The following is a 1,516-nucleotide window of genomic DNA, read 5'->3' as shown; positions in this document are numbered from 1 at the left end:
TTCTTGGCGCGCAGTTCGCGGGGAACCGGGCCGAAGATCCGCGTGCCGACGGGCTCGTTCTGCTTGTTGACGATGACGGCGGCCGACTTGTCGAAACGGATGACAGAGCCGTCCTTGCGCTGGATGTCCTTGGCGGTGCGCACGACGATGGCGCGAACGACGTCGCCCTTCTTCACGCGGCCGCGCGGAATCGCTTCCTTCACCGAGGCGACAATGGTGTCGCCCACCGAGGCGTAGCGGCGCTTGGAGCCGCCCAACACCTTGATGCACATGACCCGGCGAGCGCCCGAGTTGTCGGCCACCTCCAGGTTAGTTTGCATCTGGATCATGGGATCCGATCCTTCTTCTTACGAAGCCGAGGCGTTGGAAAGGACTTCCCAGCGCTTCAACTTGGACTTGGGGGCGCACTCGACGATGCGGGCCACGTCGCCGACCTTCAGCGCGTTGCCTTCGTCGTGGGCGTGGTACTTCTTGGACAGACGGACAGTCTTCTTCAGGACGGGGTGAAGCAGGGTGCGCTCCACCTTGACCACCACGGTCTTGTCGCCCTTGTCGGAGACGACCACGCCTTCGAGAATTCGCTTCGGCATCTTCGTTCCTTACGCCTGCTGTTGACGCAGCAGCGTCGAGATACGGGCGATGTCTTTGCGCACTTCACCCACGCGGTGGGTTTTTTCCATTTGGCCGGTGGCCGCCTGGAAACGCAGGTTGAACTGTTCCTTCTTGAGCTTGAGCAGCTCGTCGGACAGCTGGTCCGGGGTCATGCCCCGCAGATCGGCGATCTTGGTCATCAGGCCGCTTGCTCCGTGTGAGCGATGCCGGCGTCCAGGCGGGTGACCACCTTGGTGCGGACCGGCAGCTTGGCGGCGCCAAGACGCAGCGCCTCACGGGCGATGTCGTCGGCCACGCCGTCGATTTCGAACAGGATGCGGCCCGGGTGGCAACGCGCGGCCCAGTGGTCCACGGCGCCCTTGCCCTTGCCCATCCGCACTTCGGCCGGCTTGCCCGTGACCGGCAGGTCCGGGAAGACACGGATCCAGACGCGGCCCTGGCGCTTCATCTGGCGGGTGATCGCGCGGCGAGCCGCTTCGATCTGACGCGCCGTGATGCGCTCGGGCTCCAGCGTCTTCAGGCCGTAGGAGCCGAAGTTCAGCGAGAAGCCGCCCTTGGCCGAACCATGGATCCGGCCCTTGAACGCCTTGCGGTACTTGGTCTTCTTGGGTTGCAGCATGACTTAGTTCTCACGTCCGCGGTCGCGACGGGGGCCGCGGTCGCCGCGGGGGCCGCGTTCACGGCCTTCGTTGGACGAGGGACCCGAGGCTTCCTGAGCCCAGCGCTTGTCCTGGGCCATCGGGTCGTGCTCGAGCACCTCACCTTTGAACACCCAGACCTTCACGCCGATGATGCCGTAGGTCGTCTTGGCCTCGATGAAGCCGTAGTCGATGTCGGCGCGCAGGGTGTGAAGCGGCACGCGGCCTTCGCGATACCATTCCATCCGCGCGATTTCGGCGCCGCC

The 1,516-nt window shown here is 65.0% G+C and carries 4 protein-coding genes and 1 pseudogene; all 5 read right to left on the bottom strand.

Features of this window, described 5'->3' with window-relative positions; translation table 11 throughout:
- Positions 1 to 329 (bottom strand): 50S ribosomal protein L14 (gene rplN, locus ACOJSF_RS10475; RefSeq protein ID WP_420142149.1); only part of this gene is annotated, 329 nt, incomplete at its 3' end.
- Between the two features lie 18 nt (positions 330 to 347).
- On the bottom strand, positions 348 to 590 hold the full coding sequence (rpsQ, locus tag ACOJSF_RS10470; RefSeq protein ID WP_135063541.1) for a 30S ribosomal protein S17: 243 nt from the start codon (positions 588 to 590) through the stop codon (positions 348 to 350).
- 9 nt (positions 591 to 599) lie between these two features.
- Entirely contained in the window at positions 600 to 791 is a 192-nt protein-coding gene (rpmC, locus tag ACOJSF_RS10465) for a 50S ribosomal protein L29 (RefSeq protein ID WP_420142148.1), read from the bottom strand.
- The gene (rplP, locus tag ACOJSF_RS10460) at positions 791 to 1,231 is read right to left on the bottom strand and encodes a 50S ribosomal protein L16 (protein ID WP_420142147.1); all 441 of its coding nucleotides are present in this window, start codon (positions 1,229 to 1,231) and stop codon (positions 791 to 793) included. The genes rpmC and rplP overlap by 1 nt, the downstream gene beginning before the upstream one ends.
- 3 nt (positions 1,232 to 1,234) lie before the next feature.
- Positions 1,235 to 1,516 (bottom strand): annotated as a pseudogene (locus ACOJSF_RS10455) (30S ribosomal protein S3); the annotation flags it as partial.

It is taken from the genome of Sphingomonas sp., from assembly GCF_048594985.1.
GTDB lineage: Bacteria > Pseudomonadota > Alphaproteobacteria > Sphingomonadales > Sphingomonadaceae > Sphingomonas_I.
This window is presented reverse-complemented; position numbering and strand designations above follow the sequence as displayed.